The sequence below is a fragment of the Euzebya sp. genome (genome assembly GCF_964222135.1).
Classification (GTDB): Bacteria; Actinomycetota; Nitriliruptoria; order Euzebyales; family Euzebyaceae; genus Euzebya.
In genome coordinates this window covers 41,060-59,187 of the sequence record NZ_CAXQBR010000094.1, presented here as the reverse complement: position 1 = coordinate 59,187, position 18,128 = coordinate 41,060, and the positions used below count along the sequence as shown (strand labels likewise).

The following is an 18,128-nucleotide window of genomic DNA, read 5'->3' as shown; positions in this document are numbered from 1 at the left end:
GGTCAGTCCCCCGCGCCCTGGGCGGAGCCCACCAGCGGTTCGGCGGGGTCGAAGAGCAGGCACACGATCTCCCTGTCGCCCTGCTCCCAGGAGCCGTCGGTCGGGGTGAGCTGGCTGACGAAGTACCGGCTGAACTGGTACTCGCTGCCGACGTAGTCGTTGAACGCCTGGCCGCGGCACTGCTCGTCGGCGAACTCCGTCAGCGCCTCCCGGCCCGGGTACGGGTCGTCGGGGCCGGCGGGGTGGTCGACGAGGGCGAACACCTCGTTGTCGTGGGGGCCCTCGCAGGGCACCGCACCGACGGACTGGATCTCCTCGGCGCTCTCGGGGTCGTCGAAGCAGGTGCCGACCGCCAGCTCGAAGACGGACTGGTCGGTGGCCGCCCCCGGGGGCGGGGTCGGCGTGGAGGTGCCGGTCTCGAAGGGCTGGGGCGTCTCGGGCGCGGTCGGGGTCTCCGACGCCGGGCCGGACCCGGTCATCTCGCTGATGGTGGTGGCGATCTCCGAGGCGACCTCGTCGGCGCTGTCCCCGTCGTCCGCGGCGAACCGGAAGAACGCGGCGGCGCCGCCGCCGACCACGAGGAGGACGACCAGGACGACGAGGGCGATCACCAGACCCTTGCCGCCACCGCCGCCTGACGGTGGCGGGGCCCCGTACGGGCCCTGGGGGTACCCGGGCGGTTGTCCCGGCGGAGGCCCGTAGCCAGGCGGCTGCCCCTGCCCGTAGCCACCCTGCCCGTAGCCGCCCTGCCCGTAGCCACCCTGTCCGTACGGCGGCTGGCCGGGCTGTCCCTGCGGCTGGCCCCACGGCTGTCCCTGGGGCTGTCCCCAGCCGGGCGGCGGCGCATCGCTCACGGTGGCGTCTCCTGGGTGGGTGGGCTGGGTCGGGTCGTCTGCGGTCGACGTGGAGCCGACCCCCCTGCCGCCACGTGAGGCGATCCTAGTGCCTCCCCGGCGACGCGGACAGGTGGGCGCACAGGAGCCCCCGGCCACCGGGCTATCCTCGCGCCGATGCCCTACGACCTCGCAGCCCTGGACGGTTCGACGACGGTCATCACGGGGGGTGCGGGGTTCCTCGGCTCCCACCTGTCGCGGCGGCTGCTCGCCTCGGGTGCCCGGGTGATCGTGCTCGACAACCTGTCCACGGGCCGGGCGGAGAACGTCGCCGACCTGTTCGGCCACGACCGGTTCACGTTCATGCACTACGACGTGACCGAGTACCTCCACATCTCCGGGGCGGTGGACTACGTGCTGCACTGGGCGTCGCCGGCCTCGCCGATCGACTACCTGAAGCTGCCGATCCAGACGCTCAAGGTCGGCGGGCTCGGCACCCACAAGGCCCTCGGGCTCGCCCGGAACAAGGGGGCGCGCTTCATGCTCGCCTCGACCTCGGAGGTCTACGGCGACCCCGAGATCCACCCCCAGCCCGAGACCTACTGGGGCAACGTCAACCCGATCGGCCCCCGCGGGGTCTACGACGAGGCCAAGCGGTACGCCGAGGCGCTGACCTACGCCTACCACCGCACCCACGGCCTCGAGGTGCGGGTGCCGCGGATCTTCAACACCTTCGGCCCCTCCATGCGGATGGACGACGGCCGGGCGGTGCCGACCTTCATCGCCCAGGCCCTCGCCGCAGAGCCGCTGACGGTGTTCGGCGACGGGTCCCAGACCCGGTCGCTGTGCTACGTCGACGACCTCGTCGAGGGGCTGCTGCGGCTGCTCGCGTCGGACTGCGGCGAGGGGCCCGTCAACCTCGGCAACCCCCACGAGATCACGATCCTCGAGCTCGCCGAGACCATCATCGAACTGACCGGCTCGTCGTCGTCGATCACCCACCAACCCGCCCCCGTCGACGACCCCAAGGTCCGCCAACCCGACACCACCATCGCCCGCCGCGAGCTCGGCTGGGACGCCCAGGTGAGCCTGACCGACGGCCTCTCCCGCACCATCGACTGGGTGCGGGCCAACACGGGCTAGCGCCGGGTCAGGTGTCGCCGTCGGTGAGCGCCTGGAGCTTCTGGGTCTGCTCCTGGGCGCTCAGCGCGTCGATCAGCTCCGACAGGTCGCCGCCGAGGACGCCGTCCAGGTCGTGGGTGGTGAAGCCGATGCGGTGGTCGGTGACCCGGGACTGCGGGAAGTTGTAGGTGCGGATCTTCTCCGACCGGTCCCCGGTGCCGATCTGGCTGGCGCGGGCGTCGGCGCGCTCGGCGGCGACGCGGTCCCGCTCCGCCTGAAGCAGCCGTGACTTCAGCACCCGCAGCGCCTTCTCGCGGTTCTGCAGCTGGGACTTCTCGTCCTGCATCGCGACGACCAGCCCGGTCGGCACGTGGGTGATGCGCACCGCCGAGTCGGTGGTGTTGACGGACTGGCCGCCCGGCCCGGAGGACCGGTAGACGTCGATCTTCAGGTCGTTGGGGTCGACCTGGACGTCGACGTCCTCGGCCTCGGGCATCACGGCGACCGACGCGGTGGAGGTGTGGATGCGACCACCGGACTCGGTCTGGGGGACCCGCTGGACGCGGTGGACGCCCGACTCGTGCTTCAGGACCGAGTAGGCCCCGGTCCCGTTGACCTCGAAGGTGACCTCCTTGACCCCGCCGATCCCGGTCTCCGACACGCTGAGCCGGTTCACCTTCCACCGCCGGCCCTCGGCGTAGCGGACGTACATGCGCTCGAGCTCTGCCGCGAACAGGCCGGCCTCGTCCCCGCCGGCGCCCGCCCGGATCTCGAGGATCACGTTCTTCTCGTCCAACGGGTCCTTGGGCAGCAGGAGCACCTTCAGCCGGTCCTCCATCGCCTCGGCGGCCGCCCGCCCCTCAGCCGCCTCGGCCCGGAACATCGCCGCGTCGTCCGGGCCGGACTCGCGAGCCAGCTCCTCGGCCGCCTCGGCGTCCTCGAGCAGCTGGGCGTACTCGCCCCAGGCGCTGACGACCTCGCTCAGGTCGGCGTGTCGCTTCGCCGTGGTGGCGTAGCGCTCCTGGTCGCCGAGGACCTCGGGATCGGTCATCGCCTGCTCGAGCTCGGCGTGGGTGGCGACGAGGTCCTCGAGCCGGGCGCGCATGGACGGGTCGATCACGCGATGGCCGATCCCGGGTCGGTTCCCGGTTCCCCCTGGCTGCCGCCGGGCGGCGGTGGCACCGCCCCGTCGGGCTTGGGCAGGCCGACCACCTCGGTGGTCGTGTCAGGTCCCCACTCGATCGGCGAGGGCAGGTCGACGGTCCGCCCGCTGAGGTCCCCGGACGGCACGACGGCCTCGAAGGCGCGGATGGCCACCTCGACCATCTCGTCGTCGGGTTCTGCTGTGGTGATCTTCTGCAGCCACAGGCCGGGCACGGCCAGCCACCGCAGCAACGGGTTCGACTGGTCGGCGCCGAGGCGCAGGATCTCGTACGCCAGGCCGGCCACGACCGGCAGCAGGACGATGCGCAACCCGACCTGGTAGCCGAGGAACGCGAAGAAGTTCCCGCCGTCGGGGGCGGGGATGATGATCCCGGCGGTCGTGTAGACGACGATCGCGAGCAGCATGACGATGAGCAGGAAGTTCGTGCCGCAGCGCGGGTGCTTGGTGGAGTACGGCTGGATCCGGTCCGCGCCGAGCGGCTCGCCGTGCTCCCAGGCCATGATCGTCTTGTGCTCGCCGCCGTGGTAGCGGAAGACCCGCTTGATGTCGCTCAGGGCCGAGATGGCCAGCAGGTAGAGCAGGAAGATCACCAGCCGGACGAGCCCCTCCACCAGGTGGAACCGCACGGTGTCGCCGCCGCCGAGGGCGTCCTCGATCGCGGCCAGTCCGAGGTTCGGCAGCACGATGAAGATGCCGATGAACGCGGCCAGCGCGATCAGCAGGCTGCCGCCCATCTCCCCCTTGCTGAGCTGCTCCTCGTCCTCCACCGCCGCGTTGGCGGAGATGGTCAGCGCGCGCGTGCCGATGGTCAGCGCGTCGACCAGACCCCAGATGCCGCGGAGCATCGGCTTGGTCCAGATCGGGTTGCGCTGGGGGAAGTCGCTGATCTCGTGGCGCTCGAGGTAGATCGAGCCGTCGGGCCGTCGCACGGCGACCGCCCACGTCCGCCGGCCCCGCATCATCACGCCCTCGAGCACGGCCTGGCCGCCGTAGAAGTGCGGCGGGTGGTCGGCCATCAGACGGCCTCCGGGTCGAGATCGGCGACGAGGTCGGCGTCGAGGGCGGCGGCGGCGAAGGCCGCGGCGTCCTCGGTGGCGGCGAGCCGCGCGGCGACCCACTCGGTGACCGCGGCGGCGTCCCTGCCGGCCAGCTCGCGACGGATCCGCGTGACCGCGCGGAGCTCGTCGGGGTCCTGCAGCACCGGGGCCTCCCGCGTCCAGCTGCGCAGCACGTCGACCGGCGGGTCGATGCGGTGCAGCGCCAGCGTCGCGTCGAGGGCGACCTCGGCGTTCGCGGTGCGCCGCAGCTCCTGGGCGATCACCTCGTCGAGAGAAGAGCCGGTGCCGGTCAGCAGCCCCGCGACGACGGTCAGCGAGCCGCCGTCCTCGATCGCGCGGGCCGAGGCGAGGAAGCGCTTGACGCCGTACAGCAACGCCGCGTCCACGTCGGGGGCGATGGTCTTGCCGCTGGACGACGTGACCCCGTAGGCGCGAGCCAGGCGCGTGGCGGAGTCGAGGACCACGACGACGTCGTGGCCGAGCTCGACCAGCCGGCGGGCGCGCTCGAGGGCGAGCTCGGCGATCTGCGCGTGGTCCTCCGCGGACTGCTCGAAGGTGGAGGAGATGATCTCGCCGTCGACGGCGTCCTCCGCGGCGCGCACGTCCTCGGGCCGGGCGTCGAGCACGACGGCCATCACGTGGGTGTCCGGGTGGGTGTCGGCGAGCGACGCGGCGATCTCCCGGAGCACGGCCGTGCCGTCGGCGGACGGCGGTCCGGACACCAGGGCGCGCTGCCCCTCCCCGATCGGGGCGAACAGGTCGACGACGCGTTCGAGCGTCCCCGCACCGGCGTCCGCCGCCACGGGCAGGCGGGTCTCCGGGGCGATGAGGGGGAGCTCGTCGAAGTCGGGGCGCGCGGGCACCTGCCCGTCTTCGAGCCCCTCGCCGTTGACGGCCTGCACGTGGTGCAGCGCCGGGACCTTCTCGTTGTTGCGCTGCGGCCGGATGGGGCCTTGGACCACGTCACCGCGGCGCAGCCCGTGCTTGCGGATCTGGCCCTGGCTGACGTAGACGTCGCGCTCCCCCGGCAGGTAGCCGGTGGTGCGCAGGAACCCGTAGCCCTCGGGCAGGATGTCGAGGACGCCGGCGCGGACCTCCCCGGCATCGCCGCCGCCCTGCCCGCCACCGCCGTTCGAGGGGTCGGGGCGGCCCTGCTGGCCACCCTGCTGGCCACCCGTCTGGCCGCCCTGCTGGCCAGCCCGGTCGTCCTGGCGGTCGCGGTTGCGGCGCCGCCGGTTGCGGCGCTTGCGGCCGGACTGGTCGTCGTCCTCGTCGTCGTCCTGGCGACCGCTCGGACCGCCGGACCGGGCAGGTTGCGCGGGGTCGGGTTCGGACCGGTCCGCCGGCTGTGCCCCACCGGGTGGGAGGACCTTCCGGGCGCCGTCGTCGCGGGCGGAACCGTCGCGGACGGAATCGTCGGTGGCCCGATCGTCGTCGGTGGCCCGATCGTCGTCGGTCGCGGCGTCACCGGCCTGGCCCCTGTCGCGGGTTCGGGTCCGCGTGCGGGTGTCGCCGCCGCCGTCAGAGGCTCGGTCCCGGTCAGGTCCGTCGGTGGCGAGGGTCTGCTGCGCGGCCCCACCGCCGTCGGACCCCTCGGTCCCGCTCTGGATGATCGCGTCGATCAGCTCGGCCTTGCGGAGCTTCTGGTAGCCGCGCATGTCGAGGTGCGCGGCGATGTCCTTCAGCTCCGTCATCGGCTTGCGCGCGAGGACGCTGCGATCCATGCCGTCTCCTGTGATATCTGTCGTCCCCGCCCGCGCCTCGGTGCGCGCGGGCGGTGTGGTGTTCCGAACGGGTCACCGCGGCCGGTGGCGAACAGCGGGCGGCAGGGGATCTGCTCGGTCCGGACCACCAGCCTGCACGAGTGTGCGCAGCTGTCCGCGAGAGGAGGCTCGCAGCGACCGGCTCGACGCCGCGCACCGAGCATAGCGGCGGCTCGCGAGGCCCGACAAGGTGGTGCGCCCGGGCGGAGCCGCCGGGGTCAGCCCGCGGCGCGCACCGTCGCGCCGGCCAGGTGCCAGCGGGTCGGGACGAGCTCCACGGGGTCGTCGGCACCGGCATCGGCGACGACCCGCCGCACGAGGTCCAGCGCGGTGTCGTCCCCCGCCGGGACGACGGCCAGGACGCTCGGCCCCGCGCCCGAGAGGGCCGACGGCACGTCCGCCGCGCGGAGGGCCTCCACCACCCGGCGGCTGGTCGGCATCAACGCCAACCGCGCCGGCTCGTGCAGCTCGTCGACCATCGCCGTCGCCTCCAGGCGCGCCAGGCCGGCCAGGCCGACGAACGTGGCGGTCGCCCGTGCCGCACCCGCTGCCGCGGTCGCCAGCGGCACCTCGGCAGGCAGCGCGGCCCGGGCCTCGGAGGTCGCCTGGCGGACGGAGGGCACGCACAGCACCGGGCGGAGCGCGGGGGTCGGGGTGACGCGGGTGACCCCGCCTCCGGGCGTGCAGGCCACCAGCCCGCCGACCAGGGCGGCGGCGGCGTTGTCGGGGTGCCCCGCGAGCGCCGTCGCCAGGGCGAGCAGGGCCGCCGTGGAGCCGCGGCCGCCTGCCAGCGCGCGGCCCAGCAGCCGGCCGGCGACCGCCGCGGCCGACGACGACCCCATGCCCCGCTCGAGGGGGATGGCGCTGTCGACGTGGATCGACACATCCGGCACCGCCGTCCCCACGTGCGCGCACCAGCTCTGGACGGCCCGCCACACCAGGTTGTCGTCACCGGTGGGGAGCTCGTCGGCGCCCGCCCCCGCCACCGTGACCCGGGCCTCCCCGCGCGGCCGAGCGACCGCGATCAGGGGGACGTCGAGCGCGACGCCGAACGCGTCGTAGCCGGGTCCGAGGTTGGCCGACGTCGCCGGGACCTCGACCACGGCGAGCGCGCCGTCCGGGTCCCCTGCCGCCTGCGCGGCGCAGATCCTGGCGCGCTCGTCCACGACGCCCACGCTCACCGCCCTCCGCCGGCAGGCCGCACTAGGCCAGGCCCAGGTGCTCGGCGGCGGTGTCGACGTCGGCGGCGATCACCGGCGGCTTGCCGGCGCCCGCGATCGCCCAGTCCGGGTCCTTCAGGCCGTGGCCGGTCAGCACGCAGACGACCGTGGCGCCTGCGGGCACCTCGCCGGCGGCGTGGAGCTGCAGGAGCCCCGCGATGGAGGCCGCCGAGGCCATCTCGCAGAACACCCCCTCCGCCGCCGCGAGCCGGTAGGCCTGGTAGATCTCGCGGTCGGTGACCGCTCGGATCGAGCCGCCCGACTGCTCCGCCGCCTCCACCGCCGACCCCCAGGAGGCGGGGTTCCCGATCCGGATCGCGGTGGCGATCGTGCTGGGGGACTCGACGGGGCTGCCGGACACCAGCGGAGCGGCCCCCGCGGCCTGGTAGCCCCGCATGACGGGGAGGCTGTCGGTCATGCCGTCGGCGTGGTACTCGCGGTAGCCACGCCACCAGGCGGTGATGTTGCCGGCGTTGCCGACGGGCATGACGTGCAGGTCCGGAGCCGCACCGAGGAAGTCGCAGACCTCGAAGGCGCCGGTCTTCTGCCCCTCGATCCGGTAGGGGTTGACCGAGTTGACCAGCTCGATCGGGTACTTCTCGTCGAGGGTCCGGCAGATGTCGAGCGCCTGGTCGAAGTTGCCCTCGATCTGCAGGACCGTGGCGCCGTGCACCAGGGCCTGGGCCATCTTGCCGAGCGCGATCTTGCCCTTGGGGACGATCACCCCGCAGGTCAGGCCGGCCTTGGCCGCGTACGCGGCGGCGGCCGCGGAGGTGTTGCCGGTGGAGGCGCAGACGACGGCCTCCGCCCCCTCCTCCACCGCCTTCGAGATCGCGAGCGTCATGCCGCGGTCCTTGAACGACCCGGTCGGGTTCGCGCCGTCGAACTTGAGCCAGACGTCCGCGCCGACCCGCTCGGACAGCACCTCGGAGTGGACCAGCGGCGTCCCGCCCTCCCGCAGGGTGATGACCGGCGTGTCGTCGGTGACGGGCAGGCGGTCGCGGTACTCCGTGATCAGGCCGCGCCACTGCGGGCGGGCGGATCGGGCGACGTCGGGGTGGGGCGTGGCGGTGGACACGGCAGGGAGTGTACGAGCGCGCTGGTCCGGACCGGGGCGGGCCACCTAGACCTGGCCCGCGCGTCCACGCTGACGCGCGTCCGCCCGCCCCCCGGCCTCAGCGTCGGTGTGAGCTCCGCTCACACCTGGCCCCGGCATCCCGCCTCCGGCGGTCTGCCCGCCCCCCGGCCTCAGCGCCGGTCTGTACGCCCTCCGGTCGCTCAGACCTCGCGTCCCTCGACGCGCATCAGCGAGGCGACGCTGCGCACGACGTCCAGCTCCTCGAGGGCGGCGGCGCAGGCCTGCACGTTCCCCTCGCGGGCGGCGTGGGTGACGAGCAGGAGCTGGGCGTGGTCCTCCTCCCCCTCCTGCCACACGCTCTTGATCGACACGTCGTGGTCGCCGAACGTCGCCGCGACCGCCGCGAGCACACCGGCCTCGTCGAGGACGTCGAGCAGCACGTAGTACTGCACGATCGCGTCGTCGATCGGGCGGATCGGCTTGCGGGCCACCGACACGCGGGGCAGCTGCTCCCCGGCCAGCAGCGCCCGGGCCGCGGGGACCACGTCGCCGACGACGGCCGAGGCGGTCGGCAGCGACCCGGCGCCGCGTCCGTAGAACATGAGCGCGCCGGCCGCGTCCGCCTGGACGAAGATCGCGTTGAACGCCTCGCGGACGCTCGCCAGGGGGTGCTCGGCGGGCACCCACGCCGGGTGGACCCGGACGCCGATGGCGCGCTGGCCGTCGACCTCGACCTCCTCGGCGATGCCGAGCAGCTTGATGACGTAGCCCATCCGGTGGGCGTGGGCGATGTCGGTCGCGGTGACGTCGCGGATCCCCTCGGTGAACACCTGGTCGCGCGTGACCTCGGCGTCGAAGGCCAGCGAGGCGAGGATCGCCGCCTTGGCGGCCGCGTCGTGCCCGTCGACGTCGGCGGAGGGGTCGGGCTTCTCGGCGTACCCCAGGTCCTGGGCCTCGGCGAGGACGGGCTCGAGGTCCGCCCCCTCCTCGGTCATGCGGGTCAGGATGTAGTTGGTCGTCCCGTTGAGGATCCCGAGGACCTTCCGGACGCGGTCGCCGGCCAGCGACTCGCGCATCGGCTTGATGATCGGGATCGCCCCCGCGACGGCTGCCTCGTACTCGAGGCGCACCGACTGCTCCTGGGCGGCCGACAGCAGCTCGGCGCCGTGGGTCGCGATCAGCTCCTTGTTCGCGGTCACGACGCTCTGGCCCGACTTCAGGGCGGCGAGGAGCAGGTCCCGGGCGGGGTCCACCCCGCCCATCACCTCGACGACGATGTCGACCCCGTCGGCGCCGACGACCGCGGAGGGGTCGTCGGTCAGTGTGGCACCGGCGGCGTGGAGGGCGTGCATCGCCTCGACGTCGCGCGGCTTCGTGCGGTCGCGGACCGCCACCGGGCCGACCTGCAGCCGGGCGCCGACCCTCCCCGCGATCTCGTCGGCGTGGTCGTGCAGCAGCCGGACGACCCCGGAGCCGACGACCCCGAGGCCGAGCAGGCCGACGGTCAGTGCGCGCTGATCACCAGTCATGGCCGCCGATCGTATGCGCCGGTCGACGACCGGAGGATCGCGCCGATCCTCGCCGTCAGGCGAGGGAGGCCCCGATCGTGCACCAGACCCGGCTCACCCGACGTCGGTCGCGAGGAGGTCCTCGACGGTCTCGCGCCGCACCACGAGCCGGGCGTCGCCGTCGGCGACGAACACGACCGGGGGCCGCAGGACCTTGTTGTAGTTCGAGCCCATCACGTGGCCGTAGGCACCGGTGACGGGGGTGGCCAGCACGTCGCCGACGGCGAGGTCGTCCGGGACCGCCCCGTCGCGCACGAGGATGTCGCCGGACTCGCAGTGCTTGCCGACCACGCGGACGCGCCGCGGGCGGGGGGCGTCGACGGCCCGGGGCAGGAAGGTCTCGTAGCCCGAGCCGTACAGGACCGGTCGGGGGTTGTCGCTCATCCCGCCGTCGACGGCCACGTAGGTGCGGATCCCCTCGAGCGGCTTGATCGTCCCGACCGTGTACAGGGTGATCGCGGCGGCCGCGGTGATCGCCCGGCCCGGTTCGACCCCGATCGCCGCGGTGATCCCCAACCGCGCGGCTGCCGCCTTCAGCTCCGCGGCCCACTCGGTGATCGTCGGCGCCGCCTCCCCCTCGACGTAGGGCACGCCCAGGCCGCCGCCGATGACGAGCTCGGGCAGGTCGAGGGGGGCGGTGAAGTCCGCGAGGACCGACAGGGCCTTCGCGAAGGAGCCGGCGTCGAAGACCTGTGAGCCGATGTGGGCGTGGATGCCGACCAGGTCCACGGCATCCGAGGCGCGGGCGCGCGCCACGGCCCGCTCGGCCACGCCGGTCGACACGGTGAAGCCGAACTTGGTGTCGTCGTGGCCGGTGGCGACGAACTCGTGGGTCTCCGCCTTCACCCCCGGCGTGACGCGCAGCAGGATCTGCGGCACCGGCGCGCCGGTCGCGACCAGCGCCTCGATGCGGTCGAGCTCGTCGTCGCTGTCGACGATGATCCGCCCGACGCCGGCCTCGAGGGCGGTGTGGAGCTCGGCGGCCGACTTGTTGTTGCCGTGCAGGTGGGTGCGCGAGGCGGGGACGCCGGCGGCCAGGGCGACGGCCAGCTCCCCGCCGGTGGCGACGTCGATCGCCATCCCCTCGTCGTGGGCGAGGCGGGCCATCGCCCGGCACAGGAAGGCCTTGGAGGCGTAGGTGGCGTGGGTGCCGAAGGCCACCACCGCCTCGCGGCAGCGGGCGCGGAGGTGCGCCTCGTCGTAGACGAACAGCGGCGTGCCGAACTCGGCGGCGAGCTCGAGGGTGTCACAGCCGCCGATCACCAGTTGGCCGGCATCGCCGATCGTGGCGGTGTCGGGCAGCAGGTGTCGTGGCAGCGGGCCGGCCGGGCGGCCGTGGCGGGGCTCCGTCACATGCGCTCCCGCGGCGTGACCCCGAGCAGCCCCAGGGCTGCGGCCACGGTGACGCGGGTCGCCTCGCACAGCCAGTAGCGGGCGCTCGACAGCGCCTGGTCGTCGCCGACGACCTGGCACTCGGTGTAGAAGCGGTGGAACGCGTCGGCGAGGTCCTCGGCGTAGTGGGCGACCTTGTGCGGGGCGCGCTCCTCCGCGGCGCGGGCGACGGTCTCACCGAAGGCGTCGATGCGCCGGATGAGCTCCCGCTCGGTGTCGTGGTCGAGGAGGGCCAGGTCGGTCTCCTCGAGCGGCGTGGGGCTGAAGCCCTTCGCATCGGCGGTCCGCGCGATGCCGGAGATCCGCGCGTAGGAGTAGTTGATGTAGTGGACCGGGTTCGCGCGGTCCTCGGACACGACGCGGGCGATGTCGAAGTCCTGGGTGGTGTCCCGGGACGAGCGCAGGAAGGTGTAGCGGGTCGCGTCGGCGCCGACCTCGTCGACCAGCTCGTCGAGGGTGACGAAGTTCCCCGACCGCTTCCCCATGCGCACCGGCTCGCCGTCACGGAGGAGGTTCACCATCTGGCCGATGACGATCTCCACCACGCCCTCGGGGACGCCCTCGGCGCGGGCGATCGCGAGGAGCCGGCCGACGTAGCCGTGGTGGTCCGCGCCGAGCAGGTAGATCGCCAAGTCGAAGCCGCGGCCGACCTTGTCCGCCAGGTAGGCGGTGTCGGCCGCGAAGTAGGTCGTCACCCCGTCCGCCTTGACCAGCACGCGGTCCTTGTCGTCGCCGAAGTCGGTGGTGCGCAGCCAGATGGCGCCGTCCGCCTCGTAGGCGTGGCCGGACTCGCGGAGCTTGGCGATCGTCGCGTCGACCGCCCCGGAGTCGTGCAGGGTCCGCTCGGAGAACCACACGTCGATGTGGATCCCGATCGACTCCATCGTCGCGCGGATCTGGGCGACCATCGACTCGTAGGCCCGTTGGGTGGTGGTCGCGAGGTCGTCGGGGTCGACCCCCTCGGCCAGGAGGTCGGCGGCGATGTCGGCGACGTAGGCGCCGCGGTAGCCGTCCTCGGGGACCTCGGCGTCCCGCATCACGGCCTGCACGGACTCGCCGAAGAGCTGGATCTGGTTGCCGGCGTCGTTGAGGTAGTACTCGCGCGTCACCGCCCACCCGGTGGCCTCGAGCAGGCTCGCCATCGCGTCGCCGATCGCGACCCAGCGGCCGTGCCCGACGTGGAGGGGGCCGGTCGGGTTGGCGGACACGAACTCGACGTTCGCCGTCCGACCCGCGCCGGCGTCGCTGCGCCCCCAGCCGGCCTCGCCGGCGGTCACCGCGTCGCGCACGATCGCGCCGAGGGCGTCGGTGGCCAGGCGGAAGTTGATGAACCCCGGACCGGCGATCTCGACCGCGTCGATGCCCTCCGCGGTGGCGAGGGCGTCGACGATCGCCTGGGCCACCTCGCGCGGGGGGCGGCCGACCGGCTTGGCGAGGGTGAGGGCCACGTTGGTCGCCCAGTCCCCGTGGTCGGGGTTCTTCGGCCGCTCGAGCGCGGGCTCGCGGTCGGGGAGGCCCGCCTCCGCCAGGGCTTTGCGGATCGCGGTCGCCAGCTGCTCAGGTCCGATCATCGTCCGGCCAGGGTAGTCGGCGCCCGCGGGTCGACGACGGGGCGGTGACGGGACCCGACGGTGTCGGCGTCTGCCCGTCAGGCCCCCACGGGGCGATGACGCGAGGCGACGGCGGCACGACCCACCCGCCAGCCACCCACGGGGCGATGACGGGAGGCGACGGCGGCACGACGCACCCGCCAGGCACCCACGGGGCGATGACGCGACGCGGCGGCGGCACGACGCACCCGCCAGGCCCCCACGGGGCGATGACGGCGTGCGGGTCAGGTCCCCGACGTGGGGGCGTCCGGCTGGAAGAGCGTCAGCTGCACCCCGCCGGGGCCCTCGAAGCGGGCGTTGGTCGAGTGGAACGGCGTCGGCGTGGGTGGGGCGAGGGACTCGATCCCGGCTCGGCGGACCAACTCGGTCGTGCCCGCCACGTCCCCGACGCGGAGGGCGATGCGGACGCCGCCGGCGGGCCGCTCGCTCGCCTCGACCCCGTCGATGTAGGCGGCGTGGGCGGGGTCGGCCAGCTCGAGCGTGGCGCGTCCGGCTTCCAGGATCACGACCCGGCCGCCCGCCGACGAGACCGCCGGGACGGCCGGCATGCCGAGCACGTCCCGGTACAGGTGGACGGCGGTGTCGAAGTCGTCGACGGTCAGCACCAGGCGCAGCTCGTCCACGCCCGGGCCCGTGCGTCCGGCCACTACGCGGGGCAGGGCGTCGGGGCGGGCGAGGGCCGCCGGCCGTGCCATCGCACGTGGCGCAGGCCGTGGCCGAGCGCCTCGCGCACCCGGTCGGACCGGGACCGGCGCTCGGGCACGACCGGGGCGTCGGGCAGGGCGGAGAACGCGAGGTCCGCGGCACGGGCGCGGGCCAGGGGGTGGGTCCTCCCGAAGGTGGGGATCGACATCATCACGGCCTCCTCGTCCTGGTCGGCTCCGATCGGAGCCACAGGTCTGTCGATATCGACATAGTAGGTCTGTCGAAATCGACTGTCAACCGCCGCCGTGCGGTCTAGCGTGACGGCATGGCTGATGACGTGGACGAGGTCGTCGCGGCGTGGGGCGCCCGGCACCCCGACTGGGACCTCCGGGGCATGGCCGTCCTGGGGCGCATCTCGCGGCTCGAGCTGCTGGCGGAGGTCAGGCGGGCCGCGGCGATCCGGGACACCGGGTTGTCGACCGCCGACGTGGACGTGCTCGCGAGCCTGTGGCGCCACCCCGAGGGGCTCCGCCCGCGCGACCTGCGCTCGACGATGATGATCGGGTCGGGGACGCTGACCCCCCGCCTCGACCGGCTCGAAGCCGAGGGCCTGCTCTCCCGCGCCCCCGATCCGGAGGACCGCCGGGGGCGCGTGCTCACCCTCACGCCGCGTGGCCGGCAGCTCGCCCCGGAGGTCGTCCGCAGACTCCTCGACGTCGAGAACGGCCTGCTCGAGGCCGTACCCGGCGAGGTGCGGGCGCGCCTCGCCGAGGACCTGCGCACCCTCCTCGTCGCCGTGGAGGTCGACCGCGCCGACGCCGACGGGGGGTGACCGGGCCGGGCGGCGGCGGCGCTACGCCGCGTGCTCGGCGATGAGCCGGTTGACGAGCTCCATCAGGTCGATCGGGTCGAAGGGCTTGGTGACGTAGGCCTGCACGCCGAGGTCGGTGCCCTTGCGCACGTCGGCCTCCATCGCCCGCGCCGACAGGAAGATGATCGGGATGGTGCGCGTGCGAGGGTCCTGCTTGAGGGTCTCGGCGACCTGCCAGCCGTTCACGTTCGGCATCATCACGTCGAGGAGGATCAGGTCGGGCGGATCGGTCTGGACCTTCTCGAGCGCGTCCCTCCCGTCCACGGCGGTGACGACGTCGTGGCCCTCCATCTCGAGGTTCACCTCGAGGAGGCCACGGATGACGTGATCGTCATCGACTGCCATCACTCGTGCCACGACTCGATCCCTCCGCTGTGCGGTGCGTGCGCAGATCCTACAGCCGCACCCCCGCGGGATCGCGGCGGCGGCGCGGGCCGCGGGACGCAGCTGCGGGTCGTGGTATCACGTGGGCCATGCCCGAACTCCCGCTGCACGGCGTCCCGACCACCCACCTCCCGCCCTGGCCCGCCGACGCGGTCGAGGCGCTCGACGCCGCCCACAGGTCCGACGACCCGGTCGCCGGCCTGCGCGAGGTGGCCGCCGCGCACCCCGAGTTCCTCCCCGCGTGGGCCGACCTCGCCGACCAGGCGCTCGACGCCGGTGACCCGGTGGCCGGCTACGCGTTCGCGCGCGTCGGCTACCACCGCGGCCTCGACGCCATCCGGCGGGCGGGGTGGCGCGGCCAGGGGCCGGTGCCGTGGGCGCACGAGCCCAACCGCGGCTTCCTGCGCGCACTCGACGCGCTGCGCCGCGCCGCACTGGCGATCGGCGAGGCCGGGGAGCCCGAGCGCTGCCGGGACTTCCTCCTGCAGCTCGACCCCGACGACCCGCTGGGCGTCGCGGACGCGTAGGCGGACCCGGCCGGGGGAGGGGTTCCACCTGTCGCACCCCCGCCATAGGCTGCGGCCATGACCACCACCGACGTGCCCACCGGCGCCGACGCCGGCCACGCGCTCGAGGACCTGCTCGAGGCCCACCGCCGTGAGCTGACCGGCTACTGCTACCGGATGCTCGGCTCCCCCGCCGAGGCCGAGGACGCGGTGCAGGAGACGATGCTGCGGGCGTGGCAGCGGATCGACGCGTTCGAGGGGCGGGCCTCGCTGCGGACGTGGCTGTACCGCATCGCCCACAACGTCTGCATCGACATGCACCGCAGCCCCCAGCGGCGTGCCCGTCCGATGGACCTGGGCCCGTCGACGCCGCGGGCGCAGGCGCAGCTGGGCGAGCCGCGGGACGAGCACGCCTGGGTCATGCCGATCGCCGACGAGGCCGTCGTGGGGGGTGACGGCGACCCGGCCGCGGTCGCCGAGTCGCGCGAGAGCATCCGGCTCGCGTTCGTCGCCGCGGTCCAGCACCTGCCGCCGAAGCAGCGCACCGCGCTGATCCTCTGCGAGGTCCTCAAGTGGAAGGCCGCAGAGGCTGCCGCCCTGCTCGAGACCAGCACCGCGTCGATCAACTCGGCGCTCCAGCGGGCGCGCGCGACCATGGCCAGCCTGCAGGGCGAGCCGCTCGATCCCGTCGACCAGCCCGAGCACGCGGCGTTCGTCGAGCGCTGGCTGGACGCGTGGCACCGCTACGACGTCGACGAGCTGGTCTCGATGATGCGCGACGACGTGGTGCTCTCCATGCCGCCGTTCGACCTGTGGCTGACCGGCCCGGACGACGTGGCTGGCTGGTTCCTCAACGAGGGCGCCGGCTGCCGCGGCGGACGCCTGGTCCCGATCGCGCTGAACGGCACGGCGGGGTTCGGCAACTACAAGCTGGTGCGTCCGGGGCTGTGGGAGCCCTTCGGGATCCAGGTCGTCGAGGTGAGCGGCGGACAGGTCGTCGGCCACCACAACTTCCTGTACCCCGACCGGTTCACCGACTACGGGCTGCCGGCGCGCCTCGAGGGCTGACGGTTCAGCCGACCACGGCGGACACCTCGACCTCGACCTTCCACCGGGGGTCGAGCAGGCCGGCGACGACCACCATCGTCGCCACCGGCCTGACGTCGGAGAAGTGACGCCCGTGCGCCCGTCCGACGGCCTCCCAGTCGTCCGGGTCGGTCAGGTACATCCGGGTGCGCACGACGTCGGCCGCCGTCCCGCCGGCCTGCGCCAGGGCGTCGAGGGCGATCGCGAAGCACCGGTCGGCCTGGACCTCCGGGTCACACGGGCAGCTGCCGTCGGGCCACACCGGCGCGGTCCCGGCCACCTCGATGCGGTCGCCGACGCGCACCGCGCGCGAGAACCCGATCGGGCCCTCGTAGGGCGAGCCGCTGGCGACCCGCCGCCGCTGGACGCTCACCGCGCGCGCCCCGCGCGGGCCGGGTCCCCCTCGGCGACCGCCTTCAGCGCCCGCAGGCTGCGGCGGAAGACCGCCGCGACGTAGGGCACGACGACGTGGCGGGTGACAAGCTCGCCCAGGCGTCCGAGGGGCGGGTCGATGTCCTCGTACCAGGTGAAGATCGTCCCCCCCTTCCCGCCGGGCCGTCGGGTCGGGGCGAGCTCGAAGGCGCCGGTGCCGACGATGATGCGGCCGGTGTGGCGGACGGCGATCCGGCGGTGCTCCTCCCACCCGGTGACCTCCATCTCGTCGGTCACGACGACCCCGAAGGCGATGTCGGTGGGGACCCTCAGGGTCACGCCGACGCCCTCGCGGTGCGGGCTCGTCACCGACACCGACCGGGCGTCGAGCATCCACTCGCTCTGGGCCTCCCAGTCGATCAGGACCGACCAGACGTGGTCCACCGGTCGATGGATGTGGATCCGTTCCTCTACTCTTGCCATCTGGCCGGCAGGGTACCCAGGTCGGCCGAACCCAACGGCGACGCGGTGCCGCCTGCCCGCGGCCGTGCCCCTCCCCCTCCGCTGCGGTGCCCGTCGTGGCACGCGAGGGACCCACCGAGACCTCCCAAGGAAGCACCCTCCCATGTTCATCGAGCTCAACGGCGTCCAGCACCACTACGTGTCCAAGGGCGAGGGCCCCCCCGTGGTCCTCGTCCACGGCCTCGGCGGCAGCCTCCACACCTGGTGGGGGGTGATCGAGACCCTCAGCGTGCACCACCACGTGGTCGCCCTCGACCTGCGCGGGCACGGCCGCAGCGACGTCAGCTCCGGCGGGTACTCCGTCCAGCAGTGGGCCCAGGACGTCAACGCGCTGATCAGCGCCCTCGAGCTGCCGCCCGTCACGCTGGTCGGCCACTCCCTGGGCTCCCTCGTCGCCGAGCATGCGGCGCTCGACCGGCCCGAGGCGATCGACCAGCTGGTGCTGGTCGGCGGCATCTCCTGGTTCGAGCCGGAGACGAAGGCCGCGTACGAGCAGCGCGCGGACGCGGTGGAGGCGGACGGGCTCGACCCGATCGTCGACCAGTGGCTGGCCGGTGCGCTCGCGCCCCGCACGCAGGCGAAGCTGCCCCAGCTCGTCGGCCTCGCCCGCGACATGTACCTGCGCAACGACCCGACGGCCTACGCGCGGAGCTGCCGGGCGCTCACCTCCATGCCCCGCATCGCACGCGAGGACATCGGTCAGCCCACGCTCCTCGTCGTCGGGGACCACGACCGCTCGACGCCGATCGCGATGACCGAGGAGCTGCACGCCCAGATCCCCGTGTCGCGGGTCAAGGTGATCCCGACCGCGGCGCACTGGGTGATGCTGGAGCAGCCCGACGCCCTGGCCGCGGCCATCCTCGAGTTCCTGACCTGACCTGATCTCCTCAAGCCCCCTCCGCGGGACTAGGCCGTACGGGGCATCTTCGGAGA

General features: G+C 73.8%; 19 protein-coding genes. 5 read left to right on the top strand and 14 right to left on the bottom strand.

The window, feature by feature from the left end; genetic code table 11:
* Window positions 1–2: 2 nt before the first annotated feature.
* Window positions 3–611: a septum formation family protein gene (locus ACEQ2X_RS20645; protein ID WP_370327763.1), complete on the bottom strand. Its 609-nt coding sequence runs from the start codon at window positions 609–611 to the stop codon at window positions 3–5.
* Between the two features lie 399 nt (window positions 612–1,010).
* Here ACEQ2X_RS20645 and ACEQ2X_RS20640 point away from each other — a divergent pair, with 399 nt between their 5' ends.
* Window positions 1,011–1,976, top strand: a complete 966-nt coding sequence (locus tag ACEQ2X_RS20640) for a UDP-glucuronic acid decarboxylase family protein (RefSeq protein WP_370327762.1) — start codon at window positions 1,011–1,013, stop codon at window positions 1,974–1,976.
* A gap of 7 nt (window positions 1,977–1,983) precedes the next feature.
* Here ACEQ2X_RS20640 and prfA read toward each other — a convergent pair whose 3' ends face one another.
* From prfA to ACEQ2X_RS20590, 10 genes are all read right to left on the bottom strand, one after another.
* A complete protein-coding gene (gene prfA, locus ACEQ2X_RS20635; protein ID WP_370327860.1) occupies window positions 1,984–3,060 on the bottom strand; it encodes a peptide chain release factor 1 in 1,077 nt (358 codons plus the stop codon).
* A gap of 11 nt (window positions 3,061–3,071) precedes the next feature.
* Window positions 3,072–4,136: a DUF1385 domain-containing protein gene (locus tag ACEQ2X_RS20630; RefSeq protein ID WP_370327761.1), complete on the bottom strand. Its 1,065-nt coding sequence runs from the start codon at window positions 4,134–4,136 to the stop codon at window positions 3,072–3,074.
* Complete coding sequence (gene rho / locus ACEQ2X_RS20625; RefSeq protein ID WP_370327760.1) at window positions 4,136–5,902, bottom strand: transcription termination factor Rho; 1,767 nt, start codon at window positions 5,900–5,902, stop codon at window positions 4,136–4,138. The genes ACEQ2X_RS20630 and rho overlap by 1 nt, the downstream gene beginning before the upstream one ends.
* Before the next feature lie 257 nt (window positions 5,903–6,159).
* Window positions 6,160–7,122 carry a homoserine kinase gene (gene thrB, locus ACEQ2X_RS20620; RefSeq protein ID WP_370327759.1) on the bottom strand — a complete coding sequence of 321 codons (963 nt, stop codon included), beginning with the start codon at window positions 7,120–7,122 and terminating at the stop codon, window positions 6,160–6,162.
* 22 nt (window positions 7,123–7,144) lie between these two features.
* A complete protein-coding gene (gene thrC / locus ACEQ2X_RS20615) occupies window positions 7,145–8,239 on the bottom strand; it encodes a threonine synthase (protein ID WP_370327758.1) in 1,095 nt (364 codons plus the stop codon).
* 200 nt (window positions 8,240–8,439) lie between these two features.
* Entirely contained in the window at window positions 8,440–9,768 is a 1,329-nt protein-coding gene (locus tag ACEQ2X_RS20610) for a homoserine dehydrogenase (RefSeq protein WP_370327757.1), read from the bottom strand.
* A gap of 93 nt (window positions 9,769–9,861) precedes the next feature.
* Window positions 9,862–11,160 (bottom strand): diaminopimelate decarboxylase, encoded by a 1,299-nt coding sequence (gene lysA / locus ACEQ2X_RS20605; protein ID WP_370327756.1) that lies wholly within the window; start codon window positions 11,158–11,160, stop codon window positions 9,862–9,864.
* Window positions 11,157–12,770: an arginine--tRNA ligase gene (argS, locus tag ACEQ2X_RS20600; RefSeq protein ID WP_370327755.1), complete on the bottom strand. Its 1,614-nt coding sequence runs from the start codon at window positions 12,768–12,770 to the stop codon at window positions 11,157–11,159. The genes lysA and argS overlap by 4 nt, the downstream gene beginning before the upstream one ends.
* Before the next feature lie 263 nt (window positions 12,771–13,033).
* Window positions 13,034–13,456 carry a VOC family protein gene (locus tag ACEQ2X_RS20595; protein WP_372530581.1) on the bottom strand — a complete coding sequence of 141 codons (423 nt, stop codon included), beginning with the start codon at window positions 13,454–13,456 and terminating at the stop codon, window positions 13,034–13,036.
* A complete protein-coding gene (locus ACEQ2X_RS20590; RefSeq protein WP_370327753.1) occupies window positions 13,456–13,704 on the bottom strand; it encodes a hypothetical protein in 249 nt (82 codons plus the stop codon). The genes ACEQ2X_RS20595 and ACEQ2X_RS20590 overlap by 1 nt, the downstream gene beginning before the upstream one ends.
* A gap of 75 nt (window positions 13,705–13,779) precedes the next feature.
* On the opposite strand from ACEQ2X_RS20590, the gene ACEQ2X_RS20585 reads away from it, so the two are divergent.
* A complete protein-coding gene (locus ACEQ2X_RS20585) occupies window positions 13,780–14,286 on the top strand; it encodes a MarR family winged helix-turn-helix transcriptional regulator (RefSeq protein ID WP_370327752.1) in 507 nt (168 codons plus the stop codon).
* A gap of 21 nt (window positions 14,287–14,307) precedes the next feature.
* Here ACEQ2X_RS20585 and ACEQ2X_RS20580 read toward each other — a convergent pair whose 3' ends face one another.
* On the bottom strand, window positions 14,308–14,670 hold the full coding sequence (locus ACEQ2X_RS20580; protein ID WP_370327751.1) for a response regulator transcription factor: 363 nt from the start codon (window positions 14,668–14,670) through the stop codon (window positions 14,308–14,310).
* Window positions 14,671–14,798: 128 nt separating this feature from the next.
* Between ACEQ2X_RS20580 and ACEQ2X_RS20575 the strand changes: the two genes are divergently transcribed.
* Window positions 14,799–15,236 carry a DUF3151 domain-containing protein gene (locus ACEQ2X_RS20575; protein ID WP_370327750.1) on the top strand — a complete coding sequence of 146 codons (438 nt, stop codon included), beginning with the start codon at window positions 14,799–14,801 and terminating at the stop codon, window positions 15,234–15,236.
* A gap of 57 nt (window positions 15,237–15,293) precedes the next feature.
* Window positions 15,294–16,283 carry a sigma-70 family RNA polymerase sigma factor gene (locus ACEQ2X_RS20570; protein WP_370327749.1) on the top strand — a complete coding sequence of 330 codons (990 nt, stop codon included), beginning with the start codon at window positions 15,294–15,296 and terminating at the stop codon, window positions 16,281–16,283.
* A 4-nt stretch (window positions 16,284–16,287) separates the two neighbouring features.
* On the opposite strand, the gene ACEQ2X_RS20565 is transcribed toward ACEQ2X_RS20570, so the two are convergent.
* Together ACEQ2X_RS20565 and ACEQ2X_RS20560 are read right to left on the bottom strand one after the other, a co-directional pair.
* Window positions 16,288–16,674, bottom strand: a complete 387-nt coding sequence (locus tag ACEQ2X_RS20565) for a RidA family protein (RefSeq protein ID WP_370327747.1) — start codon at window positions 16,672–16,674, stop codon at window positions 16,288–16,290.
* On the bottom strand, window positions 16,671–17,156 hold the full coding sequence (locus tag ACEQ2X_RS20560; protein ID WP_370327746.1) for an SRPBCC family protein: 486 nt from the start codon (window positions 17,154–17,156) through the stop codon (window positions 16,671–16,673). The genes ACEQ2X_RS20565 and ACEQ2X_RS20560 overlap by 4 nt, the downstream gene beginning before the upstream one ends.
* Before the next feature lie 142 nt (window positions 17,157–17,298).
* Between ACEQ2X_RS20560 and ACEQ2X_RS20555 the strand changes: the two genes are divergently transcribed.
* The gene (locus ACEQ2X_RS20555; RefSeq protein WP_370327745.1) at window positions 17,299–18,072 is read left to right on the top strand and encodes an alpha/beta fold hydrolase; all 774 of its coding nucleotides are present in this window, start codon (window positions 17,299–17,301) and stop codon (window positions 18,070–18,072) included.
* Window positions 18,073–18,128 lie beyond the last annotated feature (56 nt).

Excerpts from the sequence above, each read along its gene's own strand:
- ACEQ2X_RS20555 (WP_370327745.1), top strand. The coding sequence starts at position 17,299 with ATGTTCATCGAGCTCAACGGCGTCCAGCACCACTACGTGTCCAAGGGC.
- ACEQ2X_RS20630 (WP_370327761.1), bottom strand. The coding sequence starts at position 4,136 with ATGGCCGACCACCCGCCGCACTTCTACGGCGGCCAGGCCGTGCTCGAG.
- rho (WP_370327760.1), bottom strand. The coding sequence starts at position 5,902 with ATGGATCGCAGCGTCCTCGCGCGCAAGCCGATGACGGAGCTGAAGGAC.
- ACEQ2X_RS20560 (WP_370327746.1), bottom strand. The coding sequence starts at position 17,156 with ATGGCAAGAGTAGAGGAACGGATCCACATCCATCGACCGGTGGACCAC.
- ACEQ2X_RS20580 (WP_370327751.1), bottom strand. The coding sequence starts at position 14,670 with ATGGCAGTCGATGACGATCACGTCATCCGTGGCCTCCTCGAGGTGAAC.
- ACEQ2X_RS20585 (WP_370327752.1), top strand. The coding sequence starts at position 13,780 with ATGGCTGATGACGTGGACGAGGTCGTCGCGGCGTGGGGCGCCCGGCAC.
- prfA (WP_370327860.1), bottom strand. The coding sequence starts at position 3,060 with ATGCGCGCCCGGCTCGAGGACCTCGTCGCCACCCACGCCGAGCTCGAG.
- ACEQ2X_RS20570 (WP_370327749.1), top strand. The coding sequence starts at position 15,294 with ATGACCACCACCGACGTGCCCACCGGCGCCGACGCCGGCCACGCGCTC.
- argS (WP_370327755.1), bottom strand. The coding sequence starts at position 12,770 with ATGATCGGACCTGAGCAGCTGGCGACCGCGATCCGCAAAGCCCTGGCG.
- ACEQ2X_RS20640 (WP_370327762.1), top strand. The coding sequence starts at position 1,011 with ATGCCCTACGACCTCGCAGCCCTGGACGGTTCGACGACGGTCATCACG.
- ACEQ2X_RS20575 (WP_370327750.1), top strand. The coding sequence starts at position 14,799 with ATGCCCGAACTCCCGCTGCACGGCGTCCCGACCACCCACCTCCCGCCC.
- ACEQ2X_RS20610 (WP_370327757.1), bottom strand. The coding sequence starts at position 9,768 with ATGACTGGTGATCAGCGCGCACTGACCGTCGGCCTGCTCGGCCTCGGG.